The organism is Arthrobacter sp. ISL-69, from assembly GCF_018613775.1.
Taxonomy (GTDB): Bacteria; Actinomycetota; Actinomycetes; order Actinomycetales; family Micrococcaceae; genus Arthrobacter.
In genome coordinates, this window is sequence record NZ_JAGGPO010000003.1 from 1 (window position 1) to 22267 (window position 22267).

Here is a 22267-nt window from a genome sequence, read left to right on the forward strand (position 1 = left end):
GATTATTTCAGCAGTCTCCTAGTCGGCGACGTCCGTCTTGGCGATGTAGACATCGCACGGGGCGTTGTGCGCCACGCTGTTGGCAACGCTGCCCAGGACCCGGCCGAGCCCGCGCATACGGCGGTTGCCCACCACGATCATTTGGGCGTCGAAACGCTCGGCTTCTTTGATGAGGGCTTCCGCCGGCTTGCCCCGGGCCGAGGAATACGTGACCTTCAGGCCTTCCGCACGCAGCCGCGATGCAACGTCCTTGGCCACTTTCTCGGCTTCCCCGGCATCGGAGACAATCCAGCGGTCACTTCCGCTCCCGTAGACCTCTGTGCGGTCACTGTCGAATGCAGTGACCACGTGGAGTGTCGCCCCGAGGGATACGGCCAGGCCCTGCGCTGTTTCCGCGGCCCGCATTGCAGTCTCGCTGCCGTCAACGCCGACAACAATAATTCCGGTCATGCTTCTGCTCCTTAGGGATCGGCCAGCGTTGTAAAAGTTAGCCTTGTGGAACCAGCCTAGTGAAATATGCCCAGCGCCATGCAGCAATGCCTCAGGCTATAGGGCGGCAATGGCGTCCCGCAGTACCGGAGCGAGCCTCCGCACTCCCTCGGCGATGGCTTCGGGGGGAACGGCGCTGAAGGCGAGGCGCAGCTTGTTGGACGGTTCGTCCGAATGCGTAAACGCCGCTCCCGGGATGAATACCACGCCCGCGTCGATTGCCTTGCGCAACAGCGGGTACGTGTCCACGCCCTCGGGAAGGGTCACCCAGACGAAGAAGCCGCCCTCGGGCCGGGTCCAGCTCAGCCCTTCCGGCATGTACTCCTCTAGGGCGGCCAGCAATGCCTGGCAGCGCTCGGCGTAAAGCCCGCGGTACGTTTCGATCTGCCCTTTCCAGTCGTAGTCGCGCAGATAGGCCGAGACCAGCATCTGGTTCAGGGTGGACGGGCACAGCGTCACGGCTTCGGAGGCCAGGTAGTAGCGGCGTTGAAGGTGTGCCGGCACCAGGGCCCAGCCGATCCGCAGGCCCGGGGCGAAGATCTTCGAAAAGGAGCCCATGTAGATGACGTCGTCGGGGTTGGCTGCCCGCAGCGGAGCCAATGGTTTGCCCTCAAAACGCAGCAGGCCGTAGGGGTTGTCCTCCAGGACCAGGATATTCGCCTTCCGGCATATATCGACAATTTCCTGCCGCCGGTCCTCGGCCATGGTGATGCCGGAGGGGTTGTTGAAGTTGGGGATGGTGTACAGGAACTTAATGTTCTTGCCGGCAGTCTGCAGGGCGGCGATCCGGGCTTCCAGGAGATCGGGAACCAGGCCGTGCTCATCCATGGGAACCGGGGCCACCTCCACCTGGTAGGCCTCGAACGTGTTGAGGGCACCCACATAGGTGGGGTCCTCCACCAGCACCACGTCGCCTGGATCGCAGAACACCTTGGTGGCCACGTCCTGGGCTGACTGGGAACCGGCGGTGATCACGACGTTCCGGGGATCCGCATCGAGGATTCCCTCTGCCGCCATCACCTCGCAGATCTGGGTGCGGAGTTCTTCGGTGCCCTGGCCGCTGCCGTACTGGAGTGCCGTCATGCCCTGTTCGGCGATGATCTTCGCGGCCGTCTGGCCAAGCCGTTCCAGGGGCAGGGACTGCAGATAGGGGCTGCCGCCGGCCAGCGAAACGAGGCCCGGGCGCAGCGAGATGTCAAAGACGTCGCGGACTGCGGACTGCTTGATGTTGGCTGCGCGCTCCGAGAAAAGTTCATCGTGGCGATGGGCGGACGTTGCCGCGCGTTCGATTGCGTCAATTGCTTCGGCCGGCAGGACATCTGCCGCGGCATCAAGTGTTTCGTGGGTCACATTCAAAGGATACAGCTACATGTTGTCAATTAGGCAACGCTTGTTCACGCGATTCTGGGATGCGCCGCACCGGTGCGGACGGCAATTGCTTTACCTTGGGCGGCGGAGGGCATGGAATAGACCCATGACTACGCACAGCCACCTCGGACCCCTGGCCGCGGCCTTCCACGCACTTCACGCGGACGCGGAGCCGCTGGTCCTGGTGAACGTCTGGGATGTGGCGTCGGCCCGGCTCGTTGAGGAAGCGGGGGCGGCCGCGTTGGCGACGTCCAGTTCGGCCCTGTCGTGGAGCCTCGGCTTTCCGGACGGAAATCACCTGCCACGGGAACTCGCCATGGCGGCTCTTAGCAGGATCGCGGCATCCACGGCGCTGCCGGTTACGGCGGACATTGAGACCGGTTACGCGAACGTCGACGGCGCGTTTGATGACGGGGAGCTCCGGGAAACCGTCCGCCGGGTCCTGGCCTCCGGTGCGGTCGGCGTGAATTTCGAGGACTCCGGCGAGGAACCGCTAACGGGTGTTGAAGAACAGGCCCGTCGCATCGCCGTCGTCCGCCGGACAGCGGAGGAAGCTGGTGTTGACCTGTTCATCAACGCGCGGACCGACACCTACCTGTCCGGCGGTTTTCCGGATACTGCTTTTGCGGAAACCGTCCGCCGCGCCGACGCGTACCTGGCCGCGGGGGCCAACGGAATATTCGTCCCCGGGGTGCTGGACCTGCACGTGCTCCACGATCTGTCCCGCCGGATTGCCGCGCCCCTGAATGCGCTGGCCGGACTGGGCGCGCCCTCCGTGGGGGAGCTGCACGACGCCGGCGTCCGCCGGGTCAGCATCGGCGGCAACACCGCGAAGGCTGCCTATGCCACGGTGTCCAGGGTGGCCGAAGACGTGCTCGGTGACGGCAACTGGTCCGAACTGGCCGGCGCCCGCAGCCACGCGGCAATGGACGAACTGTTCCGGCGGGACTGACTTGTAGGGTCGGACCGCGAGTCGGCCTGCGGGGCAGGCAGCCCGTCCTGCCGCAGGCTCAGGACGTCTGCCAGCCGCCGCCCGTCCACGTAGATCTCTGCCCGCGACGCTCCGACGGCGGAGACGGCCGTGTGCGTGAGCTGGGCTTCCAGGCGGGGGATGTCGCAGACGCCGCCCGGCCGGACCGTGCCGGTGAGGTTCACCACCACGGTGGTGCCATCGAAGTAGGCGGACACGTACTCCAGGTCTGAGCTGTCCAGGGAGTTGTACAGCCCGGCCGGGGCGTCGCTGCCGCCCAGCAGAATCGCAAGGGAGGTCCGGAGGGGTTCGGCCGCCGCAGCGGGGCTGTGGAAGACGGCCACCAGGCTATCGTTGCAGCCGAACCGCACTCCGGTACTGCCGCCGTCGTCCAGTGCTACGAAGTACACAGGTGTACCGCCAGGCAGCCCGCCGGGCAGTGCCGCGTGACCGCCCGCGGCCGTTGCCTCCGGCGCCGTGAGGGTTCCCGAGCCGGAGCTGCCTGAGGCCGCGCTGCCTGAAGCCGTTGTGCCGGGCAGCAGGTTTCCGCTGGCGGAACCGTCAACGGTAGCAGCGCCGCCGCCGTTGGCGCCGGCCTGGGGCGCGATGCCGCCGCCCGTCCGGGGACTCGGCGCCGGGCTGGAAGCCGCGGACCCCGGGGGCGTGACCTCGACGGCGGTGGTGGCCGGAACAGGCGCCGGCAGCGGCTGGGGAGCCGGAGTGCCGGCTGCCCGGACCGCTGAGCTTTCCGATGACGAAGCTGACGGTAGTGAGCACGATCCGAGCCACAGCGGAAGCATACAAGCGGCCACAGCCGCAGCTGCCCGGGTCCCAGGCGTGAACATCATGAACGCACCGCACTTCCAGCTCTCGCACGTCCCCGTCTCCACGTTACGGCGGTGCTGCTGTGGGCGGAATATGTGCTGAGTGACGGTTTTGCGTCAGCTCCATCACGGAACGGTGACGCACAACGCCCCCGGCAGCTGCCGGGGGCGTTTTACGCGGACTGGAATGGCATCCCCAATGGATGCCGGTCCTGCAATGAGGGGGGTTAGCCGGTGAATCAGGCCGCTTCGGCGGCAGTCCTGGCATTGGCCAGGGCGTCGAAGACTCCCTTGATCTGCTCGACAACTTCGGCGTCGTCCTTGGGGTGGACTTCGGCGAAACGGACCATCGAGCCGGGAACCGCCAGCTTGGCGTCCTCAAGGACAACGGCGCCGGCAATGCCGACAGCCTTGCGGGCTTCATCCTGCGCCCAGACGCCGCCGTACTGGCCGAACGCGGTGCCGACGACGGCGGTGGGCTTGCCGCTCAGGGCGCCGGCGCCGAACGGGCGGGACAGCCAGTCGATGGCGTTCTTGAGCGCGGCCGGTACGGTCCCGTTGTGCTCGGGCGTGACCAGAAGCAGGGCGTCCGCGTCATTGGCGGCGGCGCGCAGGGCTGCGGCAGCGGCCGGAACCTGGCCTTCGACGTCGATGTCCTCGTTGTAGAACGGGATATTGCCCAGGCTTTCGTGGATAACAACCTCAACCTGCTCGGGCGCATTCAGCTGAATGGCTTCGGCGAGCTTCTGGTTGGTGGATTCGGCACGCAGGCTGCCGACCAGCGTAAGTACGGTGCTCTGGGACATATGAACTCCTAGTGTCTGGCCGCGGGAGGTCCGCCGGCTGGTTGATTGTGGAGGCTTGGTGGAACCTTCACTCTGCTAAACGGACTACGGTCCGCATAATATTCCCACTCGACCGGAATCTTTTTGTGTGACGCTCATCCCAAACCGCTCTTCTTCCGCCGTTGGATTAGACTCAAGGGCGGTCGCTTATGCGGCAGCGGTTCATGATCACTGGGGAAGGGTCTGTGTCCGAAGGGACTGCATCGCGCCGACAAGTTCCCCGCCTATCCCACGGAGTCCACGTGCCCCACCCCTTGGAGACAGCCGAACGCCATGCAGCTTCTGCGGCTCAAAGCCGGCCAAACCCGATGAGGAACCGCAGGGGCCTCGGCGTCTGCCTTGGGCTGATCATGATGGCAGCGTTCCTGCTGCTGGCGCAGGCGCAGCCCGTCCACGGATGGTGGCTCCTGGCGCTGACGGGTCTGCTGGCGATAGCAGTGCCGACCTCCCGTGGATTGTCCCAGCGGATAGTCGTCCTGGGCTGCCTGTTCTTTGGAGCCGTTCCCTTGCTGTGGTGGATTCCCGTCCCCGCGAATTTCCCGGGATGGGGGCAGTTGCTTCTCGGAGGCCTGATATCCGGGCTTGCGATGTGGGTCGTCGGGTCCCAAAACCGCAAAGCCGCGGCGGCCGCGCTCGTCCCGTCGGTGGGCAAGGCAGACGTCCTGATCGTGATTGCCGCAGCCCTCGGGGCCGCAGCGCTGATGCCATACTTTCTCGTCTTCACGGGTCCCCAGGCGCTGGGGCTCCTGCTGGCCAGCTGGGACAACTCTTCACATTTCAGTATGTTCAACATGCTCCGAAGCCACGGCACCGTCATCCCGATGGCCGGCCTCTCGGACAGCGGCCATCCCTGGAGCTTCATTGAGTATCCGCAAGGATTCCATGCGGCACTCGCCACGATGGCCGACCTTGCCGTCGGGCATGCACCCGGGCACCTGGGCATCGAGCTAGTCAGCTACAGCCGGCTGAGTTCCCTCGCTGCCGTCGGTGCAACAGTGATGGTGACGGCCGGACTCACATCGCTGCCGTGGATCAGGGAGAGGCCACTGATGTGCATGCCCTTCGTCGTCCTGGCCATCACGGCGTGGTCATTCGGCACCGCCTCCATAGCCACGCTGCATGCTTTCCAAAACTTCCTCGTTGGTGTTGCATTGCTGGCGTCCCTGATGATTGCCGTGTCCTTCGCGGAGTCCCTGGCCCGGCCCGTCGTGTTCGCCACCGCAGCCGCCGCGATTGTCGGGATAGCCAATACGTGGGCACTACTGCTGCTTCTGGTGGTACCGCTGGCCGTATTTGCCGCCTTCCCGTGGTCGCGGCAGCGGCAGCGGTGGCAGGGAACAAAGAGCGGGTGGTTGTGGAACGGCGCGACGGCGGCGGTCGCCTTCCTGGGCCTGGTTCTGGTTGGCCTGCAAATTTCCCGAATCGAGACCGGGACCGTCGTGACGGCCATAGGCCGGGTCCCGAGTTCCACCCACGGCGTGGAAATTGCCACGCTCCTTGTCGCGTTGGCGGCGTCAATATTGCTGGTTCACGGAAATTTCAAGCAATTCCTCGCCGGCCAGGGAAAGCTGCCTGCCGCGGCCAGGCTCATTGTTATCCCCGTTGTCGGCCTGGCAGTCGTAATTGGCGTCGGGGCTTACCAGATCATCAGTGCGGGGAAAGTCAACTACTACTCGCTCAAGCTGGCACTGGCGGTGGAGCTCATCCTGCCCATAATTGCCTGCATTGCCGTGACGGCCCTGGTGGGGCGGTGGCTTGCATCGCAAAGGTATGGCCGTCCCAAAGGGCTCGCGGTCATGTCGACCCTTGCAGCCCTGGCGTCGACGCAGGTCTTTGGGCTTACCGTCCAGGACACAAAACCGCTCGGCATGGATCCAATGACGCCGTACCAGCAAGGAATGTCCACGATAGAGGCACACACCAGCAGGAACGCTGAGGCCGCCGCGGAGCTCTTCCATGACGCAGACTCCCATTCGGCGGACCGGGGGGATGCCATGTACATCATCAATTCCGAGCAGATTGATCCGCTGCTGGCAGCCACGTGGTATCTGTCGCTGACCGGTACGCTCAACCAAAATACGAGCCGACTGGTGGAGGAACTGCGGCCGCTCCACGAGGGGTATGGCGGGAATCTCGCTAAAGCCACGGAAAATGTCCTGGCAGCGGACCCGGAGGTTTCCGTGGTTCTTGATTCAACGCTCCGCGACTTCCTCAAATCGGTCGGGTTGCCCGACAATCTGCTCGCACGAACAATCAGCGCGGACTGAAATGGCGGCCGGATTTGCGGGACGCCATTGGGACGTTCACCCCTGCTATTCGGACTGCAGTCCGGACGATAGCCCGGGGCTAGAATACTTCGTGTGAGCCTCATCCCAATCCGACCCGGATCGCCACTCGGCGGGGAAGCGGAACGCAGCGACGCCGCCCGTAACCGGGAGCTGCTGCTCAAGGCTGCCCGCGAGCTCATTGAGGAGTGCGGGGCGGACGGACTCACCATGGACCGGCTGGCCGAACGTGCCGGGGTGGGTAAAGGCACTGTCTTCCGGCGCTTCGGCTCCCGGGCCGGCCTCATGATGACGCTGCTCAGCGACTCCGAGGCCGCCTTCCAGGGCCGGTTCATGTTCGGCCCCCCGCCCCTTGGCCCCGGTGCGCCTCCGCTGGATCGGCTGGTGACCTTCGGCGCCGAGCGCATCGCGTATGTCCTGGAGTTCGGGGAACTGGCCCGCGCTGCCGACTCGTCCGCCTACAACCGCTTTGATGTGCCGGCTGCGGTGCTCTGGCACCGCCACATCGAAATGCTCCTGAGGGCCGCCGGCGTGACCGCCGATCCGTGGCTTATGGCGATGTCGCTAAGTTCCACCCTGGACCCCGAGCGGCTGCTCCACGCGGTGCGGGTGCATCACGTGGCTCCGGAGCGGCTCGCGGAGTCCTGGCGCGAACTCGTTACCCGCGTGGTCAGCTGTCCCGGCGGCAGCCCCCGCCCGGCGGCGGATGGTTCAGCGGGCGGAGGATAATCCATGGGACGGAGTCCGGCCAGTCAAATCAATCCTCGTGATTTATTCATAACGATCCTGTACAGGCCTCCCGTGTTTACGCGTTCCGGCACGTGGGAGGGCTGGCCGTATGTGGTAGTTTCCTCTGGAATGTGACCCGCAACATAGTCTACAAAGGCAAGCCCCCAGGGGTGTGCGGGGCGGCCAGAAACCCGCTGGCCCATGATCCCGGATCGGCGGCGGAACCCCTGCCGGATGGGGGACGACGGAAGGATCGACTGCTGTGAACGTTGAACTGACACCGGCCCGGACGGGCACCTCCGAAGCGCCACCGGCACTGCGCGGCGCGGAACTGGCAACGGCGATCCAGAGCTAGGCAGACATGTTCCGGTATCTCGCCAAACGGGCAGCCACCTACCTGCTGATGATCTTCCTGACCACGACGGCGGGGTACTTCCTGGCTGTCAGCACCCTGCAGCCCGCGCTGCTGGAACAGGAACGCATTCCACGGCCGACTCCCGAGCAGGTGACCAACTCCTTCCGGCTCAAGGGCCTGGACCCGACGCTCACCCCGTGGGAACGCTACATTGACTGGCTTACGGCGGTCGTTACGCGCTGGGACTGGGGACGAAGCCCCAACGGCGCCTTTATCAATGCGGAGTTCGGTGACCGGGTCTGGATCTCCACCCGGCTGTTCCTTGCCTCCATCGTGCTCACCCTCATCATCGGGGTCGCGCTGGGCGTCTACACGGCCGCGCGACAGTACAAGTTCCAGGACCGTGTCATTACGTCCTACAGCTATCTCGTGTACATCGTGCCCGCGCCGATCGCCTACTTCCTGGTCCAGCTCGGCGCCATCAACATCAACGAGACGGTCGGCGGACGAATTCTGTTCGTCACCGGCATATCCACTCCGGGGCTGGAGGGCAATGGCTGGGTCCAGTTCGTCGACATGCTGGCCCACTACGCCGTGCCCACGTTCGCCATCACCATCGTGGGCTGGGGCACGTACCAGATCGCCCAGCGCCAGTACCTGCTGGACAACGTCAACGCCGACTTCGTCCGTACGGCCCGGGCCAAGGGTCTCACCCGGAACCAGGCCATCACCCGCCACGCCCTGCGGGTCTCATTTATCCCGGTGGCGCAAAGCATCGCGTTCACCATTCCCGCCATCTTCGCCGGCGGCTTCTTTGCCGAAAAGATCTTCGCCTGGCACGGCGTGGGCTCCTGGTCCATCGACGCGATCGCCCTGCAGGACGTGAACGCGGCCACCGCCACCCTGGCCTACGGCTCGGTGATCTTCGCGATCGGTGCCATCCTCGCGGACTTTGCCACCACCCTTGTCGACCCGAGAGTGCGGGTGCAGTAACAATGACCAACCTGAATGCGATCGACCCCGCCGCAGTCGCGGAGGAAGCAAAGATCGAGAACGACGGCGTCGTGATCGCCAAGTCCGCGATCATCCTGCGGCGTTTCCTGCGGAACAAGACAGCCGTGGCCGGCCTGGCCATTTTTCTCGCCCTGACGGTATTTTCCTTCGTGGGGGGCTATTTCACCCCGTGGGACAAGGAAACCATCGACCCCTTCAACATCGGGATGCCGCCGTCCGCGGATCACCTGCTGGGGACCTCGCAGGCAGGCATCGACCTCTATGCCCTCACGGTGGAGGGCACGCGGATCTCGATCCTCATTGGCCTGGTGGTCGGACTGGCCTCAGTACTGATCGCCGCCATCTACGGCTGCACCATGGCCTACTTCGGCGGCAAAGTGGACAAGGTCATGCTGTTCATCCTCGAAGCCTTGATCATGATGCCGGCACTGCTGGTGGTGGCCGTGGCTACCAGCGGCGGGGGTAACGGCCTGCAGGAAAACCTCCCCAGCTGGCTGCTGCTGATCATCGTCCTGCTGGTCTTCAGCTGGATGGGCACGGCCCGCCTGATCCGTTCCCTTTCGATGTCGCTGATGCAGCGTGACTTCGTCAAAGCAGCCCGGTACATGGGTATCCCCGCCCGCAGGATCGTCTGGCGGCACCTGGTCCCCAACATCGGTTCCCTGCTGGTCCTGGACATCACCCGTGGTGTCACCGGCGCCATCCTGGCAGAGGTCGCTTTCTCCTTCATCGGCATCGGCATCAAGGTGCCGGACGTCAGCCTGGGCGTGCTGATCGGGCAGGCCACGTCGCAGGTCGCCACCTTTCCCTGGATGTTCTGGGTTCCGCTGCTGGTCATGTTCCTCCTGACGGGGTCGCTGGCCATGATGAACGACGGCCTGCGCGACGCGTTCGACCCCAGCTCCGGCTCTATTGGCAGCGCCAACAGGAGCAAGACACAGAAGACCGCAAAGAAGAACAGCAAATGAGCAGCGAAACCACCGCCAGCACAGAGCGCACCGCCGATTCCGTAACAGAGCGCCTGCACATCGCCGGGCTGCACGCCCCGGGTTATGCCCCGGCGGATGCCGTCCTTTCAGTCCGGGACCTGAATGTCCGGTTCAACTCGGAAAACGGCGTGGTCCACGCGGTCCGGGGCGTTGGCTTCGACCTCCTGCCCGGCAAGACGCTGGGCATCGTCGGCGAGTCCGGTTCGGGGAAGTCCGTGACGTCCCTGGCCATCATGGGCCTGCTGCCCCCTACGGCCGAGATCACCGGCTCGGTGCGGTTGAACGGTAAGGAACTGCTGGGCCTCAGCGACAAGGCCATGTGCAAGTACCGCGGCAACGACATCGCCATGGTCTTCCAGGATCCGCTCTCTTCCCTGACCCCGGTGTACACGGTGGGCCACCAGATCATCGAAGCACTCACGGTCCACCACCCGAAGATGAGCAAACAGGCGACCGAAGCCCGCGCCGTCGAACTTCTTCGCATGGTCGGCATTCCCAGCCCGAAGGACCGCCTAAAGGCGTTCCCGCACGAATTCTCCGGCGGCATGCGCCAGCGGGTCATGATCGCCATCGCGATCGCCAACAACCCGCGCGTGCTCATCGCGGATGAGCCGACGACGGCGCTGGACGTCACCATCCAGGCGCAGGTGCTGGAGGTGCTGCATACCGCGCAGGAGGAGACCGGCGCCGCCGTCGTGATGATCACGCACGATCTCGGTGTGGTGGCCGGCATGGCGGACGACATCATGGTGATGTACGCCGGAAAGCCGGTGGAGACCGGCAGCGTTGACGACATCTACTACAACCCGCGGATGCCCTACACCATGGGTCTGCTGGGTGCAGTGCCCCGCGTGGATAACTCGGAGAAGGTCTCGCTGGTGCCTATCGAAGGCATTCCGCCGAACCTCGTCCACAAGCCAACGGGATGTTCCTTCGCACCCCGGTGCCCCCTCGTCAGCGACGCCTGCCTGCAGGGTGAACCGGAGCTCTGGCCGGTCGGTGGTCCGCGGGGCGGAGTGAACGGGCTGCCCGCCAGCGGGACGCACCAGGCTGCATGCATCAAGACCGATTCCCTTGGCGCCGAAGTGGACGTCCACGAGATCTTCCACGCCCCCGCCGTTCCGGTCTCCCGTTTCGACGCAGTTCCCCGGCTTGAACGCAAGACGGTCCTTGAGCTGAAGGACGTCCGCAAGCACTTTCCGCTGCTGAAAGGCGCGCTCATCAAGCGCCGCATCGGCACGGTGAAGGCAGTGGACGGGCTGAGCTTCGACATCCGCGAGGGCGAGTGCTTCTCGATCGTTGGCGAGTCCGGTTGCGGCAAGACCACTACGCTGCTGGAAATCGTGGAATTCCACAAGGACCAGGACGGCGAGGTAACCATTGGAGGGCTGAGCAACAAGGCAGCCTCCGATGCCAGGACCAAGAACGCCATGCGCAGGGAGCTCCAGATGGTGTTCCAGGACCCCACCGGCGCGCTCGATCCGCGATTCACGGTTTATGAAGTCCTGGCGGAGCCCCTGGAGAACCAGGGCATGGACAAACCGGCCATCAGGAAACGGATCATGGAGCTGATGAAGCTCGTGGGCCTGCAGCCGGACCACGTCAACCGCTTCCCCAACCAGTTCTCCGGCGGCCAGCGGCAGCGGATCGGCATTGCCCGCGCCCTCGCCGTCAACCCCAAGCTGGTGGTCCTCGACGAGCCCGTGTCGGCGCTGGACGTCTCCGTTCAGGCAGGCGTGATCAACCTCCTGGACAAGCTTCGCGCCGAACTCGGCCTGAGCTACCTCATGGTTGCCCACGACCTGTCCGTCGTGCGGCACATCTCGAATCGCGTGGCTGTGATGTACCTGGGCAAGATCGTGGAAATCGGCGACGTGGACAGCGTCTTCGACAACCCGCGCCACCCCTACACTCGGGCGCTCCTGTCCGCGATTCCGGTGCCGGATCCGCAGGTTGAACGGACGCGCGAACGCATCATCCTGCAGGGCGACCTCCCGTCGCCGCTGGATGCGCCGAAGGGCTGCAACTTCGCTACGCGTTGCCCCGTGTTCGCCGCGTTGCCTGCAGCGAAGCAGGAAAAGTGCCTTACGCTCGAACCGCCCTTGGAACCGGCCGCCTCTCCGCAAGCGGCCCAGGCCGCGCCGGACCAGCAGTTCGCCTGCTTCTTCCCCGACGGCGAGCTCGACGCGGACAGGCTGGTTGTCCACGGAGCCCCTTGACTTGCCCGATCCCCAAAGCACCACATCTCGCACCAAAAATGAAGGGAAAACCATGAAGAATCTGACCAAGATTGGCGGGGTGGCCGCCGTAACGGCGGCGCTCGCGCTCAACGGCTGTGGCGGAGGCGGCTCCCCCTCGGGCCCCGACGCGGGAAAGGGCCAGGACGCCGGCAGCGACCTCACCAAGCTGATCAGCATCAACGCCAAGGATGCCAAGGACCTGCAACCTGGCGGCACCGTGACGCTTCCGCTGGGCAGCATCGGCCCGGACTTCAATGGTTTTTCCAACACCGGCAACAGCGGAGACAACACTGCGCTGCACCGGCCCATCGACGGCGCGGGCACCTGGGGTTGCTGGAACTTCGACTTCGACGGCACGGCCACGCCGAACAAGGATTTCTGCGAGGACGTCAAGAGTGAGGTCAAAGACGGCAAGCAGACCATCACCATCAAGGTCAACGAGAAAGCGACGTACAACGACGGCACGCCGATTGACGTCAAGGCCTTCCAGAACACCTGGAACATGCTCAAAGGCGAGAACAAGGACATCGACGTCGTCACTTCCGGCGCCTACGAGTTCGTAGATTCCGTCAAGGCCGGTTCCAGCGACAAAGAAGTTGTGGTTACCACCACCCAGCCGGTTTTCCCGCTGGATGCCCTCTTCGCCGGCCTCATCCACCCGGCCGTGAACACTCCCGAGATCTTCAACACCGGCTTCACCGGTGACATGCACCCGGAGTGGATGGCCGGCCCGTTCAAAGTGGACAAGTACGACAGCGCCGCCAAGACCGTGACCCTGGCCCAGAACGACAAGTGGTGGGGCACCAAGCCCGTCCTGGACAAGGTCATCTTCCGCCAGCTGGAGACCAGCGCCCAGATTGCAGCGTTCAAGAACGGCGAAATCGACGGCATCTCCGCCAACACCATCGCGCTGTACAAGCAGCTCGACGGCACCAAGAACTCCGAAGTCCGCCGCGGCCAGCGGCTGTTCGCCGGCGGCCTGAACCTCAACGCCCAGAAGGCCCCGATGACCGACGTCGCGATCCGCAAGGCGATCTTCACAGCCGTGGACCGCGAATCCCTGCGCAAAGTCCGGTTCAACGGGCTGAACTGGGAAGAACCCAGTTCCGGCTCGATGATGCTGCTGCCGTTCTCCAAGTACTACCAGGACAACTACCCGGCCACGGAAACCGGTCCTGAGGCCGCCAAGAAGGTCCTGACCGACGCCGGCTACAAGCCCAATACGGCCGGCATCATGGAGAAAGACGGCGTTCCGGCGGCCTTCAAGATCAGCAACTTCGGTGACGACCCCACCACCCTGGCCTTCGCACAGACCCTGCAGAAGCAGCTCCAGGCCGGCGGCATGGACGTAGGCATCGACCAGCGCGCCTCCGCCGACTTCGGCAAGGTGCTGGGCAGCCGCGATTTCTTCCTGAGTGTCTCCGGCTACGGCGTGGGCGCCGACGCAACGGACTCCGTCAAGCAGTTCTACGACTCCAAGACCAACGAAAGCGGACTCGGCGACGCCGAGCTGGATGCCGAGATCAAGAAGCTCAGCTCCATCGAGGACAACACCGAGCGCAACAAGGCCGCCATGGAAGTTGAAAAGAAGCACATGGCCAAGTACTTCTCCATGGGCGTGGTGATGAATGGACCGCAGATTTCGTTCGTGCGCACCGGCCTGGCCAACTACGGCCCGTCCCTGTTCAAGAGCGGTTCGCAGGTTCCGGACTGGACCACTATCGGCTGGGAAAAGAAGTAGCCGCAACCGAATAATCCCGCCGCGAAGCGAAAAGCAGCGCCGCGCCAACGCCAAGGGCCGGCATTCCCGTGGTCCTTTCGCACGGGGGTGCCGGCCCTTCGCCATCCCGCCCCACCTTCCGACCCTCTCTCACTTTTTGCGCCCTTTTGGGCGACCCTCTCTCACTTGCAGCGCTTATCCCCCGGACGACCCTCCGGAAGTGGGAGAGCGTCCGGTGGAAAGCTGCAGGAAGTGAGAGAGGGTCCGGGGGTAGCGTAGGTCCATGAGCACAGAAGCAACCCCCAGCGCCGCCCCGAGTAAGCCTGCGATCCGCACGGCCGTTGCCGGATACGGATTGTCCGGCCGCGTGTTCCACACACCGCTGATCGCCACCAACCCGGCGTACTCCCTGGACGTGATTTCAACGTCCGACGCCGGAAGGCAGGCTGAAGCGGCCGGCAGCCACCCTGGTGCGCGGCTCGTTGACACGCCCGCCGACATCCTGGCGCTCGCCGGTGACCTTGACCTCATAGTCCTCGGGACACCGCCGGCCACACACTACCCGCTGGCGAAGGCCGCGCTCGAGGCGGGCCTCGACGTCGTCGTCGACAAGCCGTTTGCGGTGCGCAGCGCCGAGGGCCGGGAACTGATGGACCTGGCCGCCCGGCTCGGCCGCGTGCTCACTGTCTTCCAGAACCGTCGCTGGGACGGCGACTACCTCACAGTGAAGGGCCTGGTGGAAAGCAGCATCCTGGGCAAGGTCACCCGGTTCGAGTCGCGGTTCGAACGCTGGGCCCCGGAAGTCTCCAAGGCGTGGAAGGCGGACGCCACGGCGGACGACGGCGGCGGCGTCCTGTTCGACCTCGGGACGCACCTGATGGACCAGTCGCTGCAGTTGTTCGGACCCGCCACCGTGACGCACGCGGAACTCCAGGCGCGGCGGCAGGGAGAAAAGACCGACGACGACGTGTTCGTTGCCCTGCAGCATGATTCCGGCGTAGTGAGCCACCTGTGGATGAACATGCTGTGCCCTCAGCAGGGACCCCGCTACCGGCTCCTTGGATCAGAAGGCGGCTACACGAAGCACGGAATCGACCCGCAGGAGCCGTACATTGTGGCCGGCGGCAGCCCGCTCGACGCCGAGTACGGCATTGAGGACAAAGACTGGGCCGGGCTTCTGGGTCGCGACGGCCACCTGGACCGCCTGCCCACCGAACGCGGGGCGTACCCGGAGTTCTACCGGATCCTTGCGGACAAGATCAACGACGGCGGAGCAGCCTCGCCACTGCCGCTGCCAGTAGACCCGGCAGGCCCGGTCGAAGTCCTCAAATTAATAGAACAAGCACGGGAACTGGCCTCGGCGCGGGCTTAACCAATAGTGCCCTGAACGACAGGCATCCGGCAGCACGCCGAGGATGTCTGTCGTCCAGCGCAGCGGGACGAACTGAGGACTACGCGGAGACCAGTTCGTGCCAGTCAGCTACGAGGGGCAGGTTGTGCGCCTCGGAGACGGAGTGGTGGGCGACGTGGCCGCCGGCGATGTTGAGGCCGGCTGCGAGGGCGGGGTCCTTCTCGAACGCGGCCTTCACGCCGAGGTTGGCCAGGGCCACGCCGTAGCGCAGGGTCACGTTGGTGAGTGCGTACGTGGACGTGTTGGGGACGGCGCCGGGCATGTTCGCGACGCAGTAGAAGATCGTGTTGTGGACCTTGTACGTGGGTTCCTGGTGCGTGGTGGGGTGGGTGTCTTCGAAGCAGCCGCCCTGGTCCACGGCGATGTCGACGAGGACGCTGCCGGGCTTCATGCGGGAGACGAGTTCGTTGGTGACCAGCTTGGGTGCCTTGGCCCCCGGGATCAGCACGGAGCCGATGACCAGGTCCGCGTCCACGACGGACTTTTCGATCTCGTACTTGTTGGACGCGACGGTCTTCAGCCGGCCCTGGTACTGGGCGTCGAGTTCGCGCAGGCGGTTGATGTTGATGTCCAGGATGGTGACGTCAGCGCCGAGGCCCAGGGCCATCGCGGCGGCGTTGGTGCCGGCCACGCCAGCGCCCAGGACAACCACCTTGGCCGGGCGGACGCCGGGGACGCCGCCGAGGAGCACGCCCTTGCCGCCGGCGGGAGCCATCAGGGAGGTTGCGCCGACCTGGACGGAGAGGCGTCCTGCGACCTCGGACATCGGGGCGAGCAGGGGAAGGGTGCGGCCTTCCTGGACGGTCTCGTAGGCGATCGCGGTCACGCCGGAGTTGATGAGCTCGCTGGTGAGTTCGGGCTCGGCGGCGAGGTGGAGGTAGGTGAAGAGGATCAGGCCCTTGCGGAAGCGGTGGTATTCCGCGGCGATGGGTTCCTTTACCTTCATGACCATGTCGGCGCGGGCCCAGACTTCGTCAGCGTCGGCGACGATCTCGGCGCCGGCGATGGCGTATTCCTCGTCGGTGATGCCCGAACCCAGGCCTGCGCCGCGTTCGACCAGGACGGTGTGGCCGTGGGTGCGGAACTCGTGAACGCCGGCGGCGGTGATGGCGACGCGGAATTCGTTGTTCTTGATCTCTTTGGGGACACCGATGATCATTTTTGGCTCCATCGTTGGGGGCTTTGTGGGCCGGACGTGCAGGGAATCTGTACTTCCAGAATAAATCCGCATGTGAGGTAGCTGACAGGACGCGGCCAGTCGCGTGACTGCACGTTCCGCGTATTTCCGGGGTTTTTGGTCTCGGCGCCTCGACATCTGTCGAGGCGTGAAGCGTCAGGTGTCGCCTGGTGTCCGTTCACGGTCCGGCGGCGCCGGGCAGTAAGGTGGCAATCATGCACCAGCAGGATGTGGAACAGCTCGTTGAGCAGGTGGCCGTGAAGCTCGGCCGGGGACTTTCGCTCGAGGATCTCGACGGCGTTTTGCTCGCCTACAGCTCCAACCAGTCCCACGCGGACCGGGTCCGGGTGAACTTCCTTCTGAGCAAACGCGTGCCGGTGGACGTGAAGGCGTGGCAGCTGTCGCACGGTATCGCGACGGCCGTGCGTCCCGTCGTCGTTCCCGCCAACGAGGAGCTGGGCATGCTGGGGCGCGTCTGCGTGCCGCTGCTGGTGCGCGGTTTCCGCGTCGGCTACCTGTGGGTGCAGCAGGACATTGAGGACCAAAGCGCGACGGCGATCCTCACCCAGTTGCCCGGCGTCCGGGACGAACTCGAACTGCTGTCCGGGCTGCTCCTTGAATCGAACACGGCCGAATCGGAATTCCGGCGGCGCAGGGAACAGGAGTTCCTGAGTGCCTGCCGCGGCGAGGCCAACGCAGTTGCCGCCGTGGCCGGGTGGAAGGAAGTCCAGGGGCGCGGCCCGTGGCAGCTCGTCACGGTGCTTGACGCCGACGGCTGGTCAGAGGGATCAGACCCCATCGCGTCCACGCTGATCCACCGCTCAGCCGCGTTGCAGGCCACCATCGGCGTGGATGCGGCGCTCTTCAGCGCAGGCACGGAAACCCACGCGGTGGTCCTCTTCCGGGAGTCTGTTGGCCGTGCGGCCCACGCGCAGGTCCTGGTCCACTACCAGTTGGAACTCGCCAAGCGGTCCGGGCGCCCGGTCCACCGGATCATCCTGGGCACGAGTGAAGGGTTCGCCAAGCCGCGCGAACTGGCGGATGCCTACCGGCAATCGAAGCAGGCAGCCCAGGCCGCCGCGGTGGATCCCCAGCTGGGCGAACTGGTGGATAGCCGGGCGACGGGCGTGTACCAGCTGCTGGCCTCGGCCGGAGGCGGTGCCGGTGCGTGGGCCGACGCCGGATCCGTGTACTGGCGCATCCTGGAAGACCACGACCGGATCGGTGAGCTGCTGCCCGTGCTGGAACTCCTCTACGACAACGACGGCTCGGTCCAGGACGTCGCCACGAAGCTGCACCTGCACCGGAGCAGCATCTACAACCGGCTGGGGCGCATCCGGCAGGTGCTCGGTGTGGATCCGCTGAAGGGGATGGTCCGGCTGGAACTCCACGCCGCGCTCAAAGCCCGCCGCTGGTCCGGGCGCCCGCGGATCTAACCGGGAAACGGCTACTTGCCGAAGACCTTCCGGGCCAGGAATTCGTTGCGGAATTTGTGCTCCGGGTCCATCCGTTCGGCGAGGGCCCTGAAGTCGGCAAAGCGCGGGTAGAGCGCGGCCACGGAGTCAGCCTCCGCATGGAACAGTTTGCCCCAGTGCGGCCGCGCGTTGAACGGTGCCAGCGCCTCCTCCATCGCAGGGAGCAGTTCCTCCACTTCCGGCTGGCGTTGCTTCCAGGTGAAGTGGAACCCCACTGAATCCTGGCCGTGGGCGGTGCTGAGCCACAGCTGGTCGGCGGCCACGGTGCGGATTTCCGAGACCTGCAGCAGCGGGCTGATGCGGTGGGAGAGGGCCCGCAGCTCTGAAATGGCGGCCACGGCGTGCTGGCGGCGGACGAAGAATTCGCTCTGGAGTTCTTCGCCGCTGCTGGGTGTAAAGGCCATCCGGAAGTGCGCCAGGCGCTCGGACCACGGCCCGGGGACGCCGAGCTGCTCCGTGCAGTTCTCGGCGGAGACGCCGGGCAGCGGATGCCGGGCGACGGTGGCCCGTGTGCCGCCGAAGAAAGTGCCGCCGGCGAACGCCGCGTCGCCGGCCGCCTCGCCGCTGGCCGTGCCGGAAACGCGGCTCTTGAGCCAGGCCTGGGCGACGGCGTCGCCGCTCCAGTCCGTAAACAGGCTGACGCTGTAGGCGCTGGAGGTGGCGGCGTCGAAATTCTCCAGCACCGTCTGCCAGGGAAGCGCTTCAAAGACGTCCTGCCGCACCGCGAACGTGGGTTCGATGTCCAGCGTCACCTTGGTGACGACGCCCAGCGCGCCGAGGCCGACGACGGCGCCGTCAAAGTCGGGCGAGCTGCCACGGCCGAGGTGGTGGACGGTTCCGTCCGCTGCCACAATTTCCAGCGCGGCGACGGAGGTTGCCAGGTTTCCGTTGGCATCGCCCGAACCGTGGGTTGCGGTTGCGATGGCTCCGGCAATGGAGATGTGGGGGAGGGAAGCCAGGTTGGGCAGCGCATAGCCGTTGGATTCCAGTTTTTCCGCGAGTGTTCCGTAGCGGGTTCCGCCGGAGACGGTGACCGTCCGTGCCGCGGCGTCGATGCGGATTCCGGGGTCCAGGTTTTCGAGCGAGATCAGGGACCCGGGGGAGTCGGCGATGGAGTTGAAGGAGTGCCGGGAGCCGAGCGCGCGGATTTTCGAGGCGCCGGCCACCACGTCCTGGACTTCCTCGACGGTGCGCGGCCGGTGGATCGCGGCTGCCGTGTAGCGGTAATTCCCGGCCCAGTTCAGTTCCGCTGCGGCGCCACCGGTTCCGGTGTGGCCGGTCAGCCCCGTCATTTCGCTGATCTCAGTGCGCATTTGCATCCCTTTCGCGCCGGACCAACGGGCCATCGGCAGTATGTTATCGCTAACAAGTCTGGTGAGGTGGCTAGACCCGTGTCAATGGCCATCCACGGATCGGATGGTCGTTCGCCGGCCGTCAGGCCCTGCCGTCGCGCTCAGAGTTGTCGGCGTCAAGTGTCCTGGCCGAATCGCCCTGGCTTTGCCCCGGAAGGCGGGCGGCAGCTTCCCGGCGGCGCCGGGCAAGGTGGCTTTCCATGCCCTTGGAGACCGCGACGAAGGCCACGCAGCTGGCCATAAAGGCGGCGGTGTTGTTCAGGCCCATGGCCGTTCCGAGGGCGGCAGTCAGCAGCATTGCGGCGAACCCCGCCACGATGTGCCACCCTCTGAACTTACCCACAAATAAAGGGTAACCCCGGCCTTTGGGGGCTTTTGGCGGTTACCCGGGATCGTTGCTTGATCCTTATCACTGCTTCACAAATTGCGTACCCACGCTAAATCAAACCTGCTCGCCGCGGCCGTCGGACGCCTTGCTTTTCTTCTGCGTCTCCAGCCATTCCATGATGGCAGCTAACCGGATACGCCGGTGCGTGCCGCGGTACTCCACCGGAATTTCGCCGCGGTCCGTCATATTGCGAAGGTACGTGTGCGAGATCCCGGCAAGTTCCGCGGCCTGGGAAGTAGTGAGCACTTCCTCGACGTTGCTGACGGTCACTGCTTCGCCGCGGCTGAACCGGCTCAGGAGGTCCACGACGGCGTCCCGCGCCTGGGGCGGCAGCCGGTGAACCGTGCCGTCCACAAACACGGTGATGTCGTGGCTGCCGTTGAGCGCATGCTTCAGTTTCAGGGCTTCGTCGCCGGGGAGCCCGGCCGTCACACGGGGAGCAATCAGTGCCATGCGGAAATCCTAGCGTCCCCCGGTGCGGTTCAGCTGGCGATCCGCGACGCTGCTGTTGATCAGCGGCGCAGAGCCGCTATTCGGCGTCGAGGTCGGTCTCCAAAAGGGTGACCAACGCATCCAGCGCCTGGTCGGCGCCGTCGCCGTCGGCCCGCAGCACCACGACGTCTCCCTTGGCCGCCCCCAGCGTCATGAGCGAAAGGATGCTGGCGGCGTCGAGGGCCTCGTCCGCGGGTTCGCCCTGCATGGAAATGGTGACCTCAACGCCGGCATTGCCTGCCGCTTCGGCGAACAGTGCGGCAGGGCGGGCGTGGAGTCCGGAGCGGCTGGCGATGGTTGCGGTACGTTCTGGCATTACTTCTCCTGATGGGTTTCGGCGGTGGGCGGCGGCGGTTAGAGGCCGAGTTCGTTGAGCACGGGCAGCTTTTCGCGCACCCAGGCCCGGGCCTCGGTGGCGCTCGGTGCGGAGAGGGCCAGCTTGGCCAGTTGCTGCGCTTCGGCCAGCGTGACTGTCTTGAGCACCGCAGCCACGGCCGCGAGCGAGCGTGCGGTCATGGACAGGGTGGTAACGCCGAGGCCGGTCAGTACGACGGCGAGGGCGGGGTCCGCCGCTGCCTCGCCGCAGACGCCAACGGGTTTGTTGTGGCCTTCGGCCCGTGACCCTTCGACGGTGAGGCCGACAAGGCGGAGCACGGCCGGCTGCCACGGAGTGTTGAGTGCCGCCAGCGGGCCGAGCTGACGGTCGGCGGCCATGGCGTACTGGGTGAGGTCGTTGGTGCCCAGGCTGGCGAAGCCCACTTCGCGCAGGATGGCCTCGGCTGTGAGCGCTGCGGACGGGACTTCCACCATCACGCCGGGGGTCTTGATGCCGGCGTCGGCGCACATTGAGGCGAAACGGGCCGCTTCTTCCGCCGTCGAAATCATCGGAGCCATGACCCACACGTCTGCTTCGGACTGTTTTTCGGCCAGGGCGATGGCTTCCAGCTGGCGGTCCAGGACGCCGGGCGTGGTGAAGTCCGTGCGGTAGCCGCGGACGCCCAGGGCCGGGTTGGGCTCCGTGGAGTCAGTAAGGAAGGGGAGGGGCTTGTCGGCGCCGGCGTCGAGGGTGCGCAGAACCACCTTCTTGCCAGGGAACGCATCAAATACGCTCTTGTAGGCCGCGGCCTGTTCCTCCACGCTGGGCTCGGAGTCCCGTTCCAGGAAGCAGAATTCGGTGCGGAACAGGCCCACGCCCTGGGCGCCCAGCTTGGCGGCTGCCACCGCGTCCTTGCCGCCGCCAACGTTGGCGAGGAGGGGCACCAGGTGACCGTCCGCCGTCGTGCCCGTGCCGCTGAACTCGGCCAGCAGGGAAGCCGTAGCCGCCCAGGCGTCAGCTGCGGCACGCAGCGAGTCGTCGGGATCGGACGTGATGGTGCCCGCGGCGCCGTCCACATAGACTTCCGTGCCGTCCGGGAGCTCGTCCACGCCCACGGCAGCCACCACCGCAGGCAGGCCAAGCGAACGCGCAATGATGGCCGTGTGGGACTGCGGGCCGCCGCCGGCTGTGACGAGTGCCAGGACCTTGTTCGGGTCCAGGGTTGCGGTGTCGGCCGGCGCCAGGTCCTCGGCCACGAGCACAAAGGGCGTGCTGGAGGAGGGAATGCCCGGCGCGGCGACGCCGCGAAGTTCCGCCACAATCCGGGCGCGGACGTCCAGGACGTCGGTGGCGCGTTCGGCCATGTAGCCGCCCAGGTTGTGAAGCATTTCAGAGACGGAGGATCCGGATTCCCAGATGGCGCGCTCGGTCGAGAGGCCGCGGGCCACCAGCTTGGCCGCGCCCTTGATCAGCATGGTGTCCTTGGCCATCAGTGCCGTGGCTTCCAGGACGGCCTTGCCGTCTCCGGTGGCGTGTGCGGCGCGGCCCTTCAGTTCGTCGTGGACGGCCTGGGAGGCTGCTTTGAGCGCTACCGTTGCGTCCTCGGGCGTGACGCCGGCGGGCAGCTGTTCGCCTGCCGGCGGTTCGCTGATCGGTTTGGGCATTTGGCGGACGTTGCCGATGATGCGGCCGGGGCTGACGCCTACTCCTGGGAAGTTCTGCACTGAAGGTCCTCATTCTCTGCCGGTAAGCAGGCCCCGCCATTCGTTTGCCTGGGCGATTGCCCAGATCGCCGCGACTGCTACGTCGCGACGGTGTTTTGCGGTGC

Annotated in this window: 19 protein-coding genes; 9 read left to right on the forward strand and 10 right to left on the reverse strand. The window is 65.6% G+C overall.

Going from position 1 to position 22267, the window contains the following annotated elements; genetic code table 11:
* Window positions 1-18: 18 nt before the first annotated feature.
* On the reverse strand, window positions 19-450 hold the full coding sequence (locus J7I79_RS00745; RefSeq protein WP_214949069.1) for a universal stress protein: 432 nt from the start codon (window positions 448-450) through the stop codon (window positions 19-21).
* A gap of 96 nt (window positions 451-546) precedes the next feature.
* Window positions 547-1839 (reverse strand): PLP-dependent aminotransferase family protein, encoded by a 1293-nt coding sequence (locus J7I79_RS00750; RefSeq protein WP_214949071.1) that lies wholly within the window; start codon window positions 1837-1839, stop codon window positions 547-549.
* 124 nt (window positions 1840-1963) lie between these two features.
* On the opposite strand from J7I79_RS00750, the gene J7I79_RS00755 reads away from it, so the two are divergent.
* The gene (locus J7I79_RS00755) at window positions 1964-2809 is read left to right on the forward strand and encodes an isocitrate lyase/phosphoenolpyruvate mutase family protein (RefSeq protein ID WP_214949073.1); all 846 of its coding nucleotides are present in this window, start codon (window positions 1964-1966) and stop codon (window positions 2807-2809) included.
* Here J7I79_RS00755 and J7I79_RS00760 read toward each other — a convergent pair.
* Together J7I79_RS00760 and J7I79_RS00765 are read right to left on the reverse strand one after the other, a co-directional pair.
* The gene (locus tag J7I79_RS00760; protein WP_214949074.1) at window positions 2698-3675 is read right to left on the reverse strand and encodes a GerMN domain-containing protein; all 978 of its coding nucleotides are present in this window, start codon (window positions 3673-3675) and stop codon (window positions 2698-2700) included. The genes J7I79_RS00755 and J7I79_RS00760 overlap by 112 nt on opposite strands.
* 215 nt (window positions 3676-3890) lie before the next feature.
* Window positions 3891-4457 carry an NAD(P)H-dependent oxidoreductase gene (locus tag J7I79_RS00765; RefSeq protein ID WP_214949075.1) on the reverse strand — a complete coding sequence of 189 codons (567 nt, stop codon included), beginning with the start codon at window positions 4455-4457 and terminating at the stop codon, window positions 3891-3893.
* Between the two features lie 347 nt (window positions 4458-4804).
* On the opposite strand from J7I79_RS00765, the gene J7I79_RS00770 reads away from it, so the two are divergent.
* From J7I79_RS00770 to J7I79_RS00800, 7 genes are all read left to right on the forward strand, one after another.
* Window positions 4805-6763, forward strand: a complete 1959-nt coding sequence (locus tag J7I79_RS00770; RefSeq protein WP_214949077.1) for a hypothetical protein — start codon at window positions 4805-4807, stop codon at window positions 6761-6763.
* 93 nt (window positions 6764-6856) lie between these two features.
* A complete protein-coding gene (locus tag J7I79_RS00775) occupies window positions 6857-7510 on the forward strand; it encodes a TetR/AcrR family transcriptional regulator (RefSeq protein WP_214949079.1) in 654 nt (217 codons plus the stop codon).
* 361 nt (window positions 7511-7871) lie between these two features.
* Window positions 7872-8858, forward strand: coding sequence for an ABC transporter permease (locus J7I79_RS00780; RefSeq protein ID WP_214949081.1), 987 nt, complete (start codon window positions 7872-7874; stop codon window positions 8856-8858).
* A 2-nt stretch (window positions 8859-8860) separates the two neighbouring features.
* Window positions 8861-9847, forward strand: coding sequence for an ABC transporter permease (locus J7I79_RS00785; RefSeq protein ID WP_214949082.1), 987 nt, complete (start codon window positions 8861-8863; stop codon window positions 9845-9847).
* On the forward strand, window positions 9844-12087 hold the full coding sequence (locus J7I79_RS00790; protein ID WP_214949083.1) for an ABC transporter ATP-binding protein: 2244 nt from the start codon (window positions 9844-9846) through the stop codon (window positions 12085-12087). The genes J7I79_RS00785 and J7I79_RS00790 overlap by 4 nt, the downstream gene beginning before the upstream one ends.
* 52 nt (window positions 12088-12139) lie before the next feature.
* Entirely contained in the window at window positions 12140-13849 is a 1710-nt protein-coding gene (locus J7I79_RS00795; protein ID WP_214949084.1) for an ABC transporter family substrate-binding protein, read from the forward strand.
* 262 nt (window positions 13850-14111) lie between these two features.
* Entirely contained in the window at window positions 14112-15200 is a 1089-nt protein-coding gene (locus J7I79_RS00800; protein ID WP_214949091.1) for a Gfo/Idh/MocA family oxidoreductase, read from the forward strand.
* A gap of 79 nt (window positions 15201-15279) precedes the next feature.
* On the opposite strand, the gene ald is transcribed toward J7I79_RS00800, so the two are convergent.
* Window positions 15280-16398 (reverse strand): alanine dehydrogenase, encoded by a 1119-nt coding sequence (ald, locus tag J7I79_RS00805; RefSeq protein ID WP_214949094.1) that lies wholly within the window; start codon window positions 16396-16398, stop codon window positions 15280-15282.
* A gap of 233 nt (window positions 16399-16631) precedes the next feature.
* On the opposite strand from ald, the gene J7I79_RS00810 reads away from it, so the two are divergent.
* The gene (locus tag J7I79_RS00810; RefSeq protein WP_214949096.1) at window positions 16632-17852 is read left to right on the forward strand and encodes a CdaR family transcriptional regulator; all 1221 of its coding nucleotides are present in this window, start codon (window positions 16632-16634) and stop codon (window positions 17850-17852) included.
* 11 nt (window positions 17853-17863) lie between these two features.
* Here J7I79_RS00810 and J7I79_RS00815 read toward each other — a convergent pair whose 3' ends face one another.
* The 5 genes from J7I79_RS00815 to ptsP all read right to left on the reverse strand — a co-directional run bounded on the left by J7I79_RS00815 (window position 17864) and on the right by ptsP (window position 22163).
* Window positions 17864-19204, reverse strand: a complete 1341-nt coding sequence (locus tag J7I79_RS00815; protein WP_214949102.1) for an FAD-binding protein — start codon at window positions 19202-19204, stop codon at window positions 17864-17866.
* Between the two features lie 121 nt (window positions 19205-19325).
* Entirely contained in the window at window positions 19326-19586 is a 261-nt protein-coding gene (locus J7I79_RS00820; protein ID WP_214949103.1) for a hypothetical protein, read from the reverse strand.
* A gap of 99 nt (window positions 19587-19685) precedes the next feature.
* Complete coding sequence (locus tag J7I79_RS00825; protein ID WP_214949105.1) at window positions 19686-20084, reverse strand: helix-turn-helix domain-containing protein; 399 nt, start codon at window positions 20082-20084, stop codon at window positions 19686-19688.
* 76 nt (window positions 20085-20160) lie between these two features.
* On the reverse strand, window positions 20161-20439 hold the full coding sequence (locus J7I79_RS00830; RefSeq protein ID WP_104175133.1) for an HPr family phosphocarrier protein: 279 nt from the start codon (window positions 20437-20439) through the stop codon (window positions 20161-20163).
* 38 nt (window positions 20440-20477) lie between these two features.
* Window positions 20478-22163 carry a phosphoenolpyruvate--protein phosphotransferase gene (gene ptsP / locus J7I79_RS00835; protein WP_214949107.1) on the reverse strand — a complete coding sequence of 562 codons (1686 nt, stop codon included), beginning with the start codon at window positions 22161-22163 and terminating at the stop codon, window positions 20478-20480.
* Window positions 22164-22267: the final 104 nt, after the last annotated feature.

Excerpts from the sequence above, each read along its gene's own strand:
- J7I79_RS00780 (WP_214949081.1), top strand. The coding sequence starts at position 7,872 with ATGTTCCGGTATCTCGCCAAACGGGCAGCCACCTACCTGCTGATGATC.
- J7I79_RS00755 (WP_214949073.1), top strand. The coding sequence starts at position 1,964 with ATGACTACGCACAGCCACCTCGGACCCCTGGCCGCGGCCTTCCACGCA.
- J7I79_RS00800 (WP_214949091.1), top strand. The coding sequence starts at position 14,112 with ATGAGCACAGAAGCAACCCCCAGCGCCGCCCCGAGTAAGCCTGCGATC.
- J7I79_RS00815 (WP_214949102.1), bottom strand. The coding sequence starts at position 19,204 with ATGCGCACTGAGATCAGCGAAATGACGGGGCTGACCGGCCACACCGGA.
- J7I79_RS00785 (WP_214949082.1), top strand. The coding sequence starts at position 8,861 with ATGACCAACCTGAATGCGATCGACCCCGCCGCAGTCGCGGAGGAAGCA.
- J7I79_RS00760 (WP_214949074.1), bottom strand. The coding sequence starts at position 3,675 with ATGATGTTCACGCCTGGGACCCGGGCAGCTGCGGCTGTGGCCGCTTGT.
- J7I79_RS00745 (WP_214949069.1), bottom strand. The coding sequence starts at position 450 with ATGACCGGAATTATTGTTGTCGGCGTTGACGGCAGCGAGACTGCAATG.
- ald (WP_214949094.1), bottom strand. The coding sequence starts at position 16,398 with ATGATCATCGGTGTCCCCAAAGAGATCAAGAACAACGAATTCCGCGTC.
- J7I79_RS00770 (WP_214949077.1), top strand. The coding sequence starts at position 4,805 with ATGAGGAACCGCAGGGGCCTCGGCGTCTGCCTTGGGCTGATCATGATG.
- J7I79_RS00825 (WP_214949105.1), bottom strand. The coding sequence starts at position 20,084 with ATGGCACTGATTGCTCCCCGTGTGACGGCCGGGCTCCCCGGCGACGAA.
- J7I79_RS00830 (WP_104175133.1), bottom strand. The coding sequence starts at position 20,439 with ATGCCAGAACGTACCGCAACCATCGCCAGCCGCTCCGGACTCCACGCC.
- J7I79_RS00810 (WP_214949096.1), top strand. The coding sequence starts at position 16,632 with ATGCACCAGCAGGATGTGGAACAGCTCGTTGAGCAGGTGGCCGTGAAG.
- J7I79_RS00790 (WP_214949083.1), top strand. The coding sequence starts at position 9,844 with ATGAGCAGCGAAACCACCGCCAGCACAGAGCGCACCGCCGATTCCGTA.
- J7I79_RS00795 (WP_214949084.1), top strand. The coding sequence starts at position 12,140 with ATGAAGAATCTGACCAAGATTGGCGGGGTGGCCGCCGTAACGGCGGCG.
- J7I79_RS00765 (WP_214949075.1), bottom strand. The coding sequence starts at position 4,457 with ATGTCCCAGAGCACCGTACTTACGCTGGTCGGCAGCCTGCGTGCCGAA.